This is a genomic window from Gilvimarinus sp. 1_MG-2023 (genome assembly GCF_030548285.1).
On the sequence record NZ_JAUOSC010000836.1, the window covers coordinates 1 to 285 of the forward strand.

Below are 285 nucleotides of genomic sequence, written 5' to 3' on the forward strand. Positions count from 1 at the left end.
CCATATATTCGACGGAATCCGCGATGATTTCACGGCTGGGCAAGCTGTACAGCATACCGTCGTGACCCATGGCGATACCGTCATCAACCGCGATGGTATTAAATTCCTTGGCGACGCCACCGGCTGTTTCTATCTCGCGGGCCACCAGCTGGCCCATATCCTTAAGATGGACATGTCCCGGGACAAACTGGGTAAAAGAGTTGGCGACGGCGATGATCGGTTTATGGAAATCGTCGTCTTTCATTCCGGTGGCGCGCCACAGGGCACGGGCACCCGCCATATTAC

1 protein-coding gene is annotated in these 285 nt (G+C 55.4%); it reads right to left on the reverse strand.

From position 1 onward, the window contains the following. Positions 1-285 (reverse strand): dihydroxy-acid dehydratase domain-containing protein (locus Q4563_RS19245; RefSeq protein WP_303605656.1); only part of this gene is annotated, 285 nt, incomplete at both ends.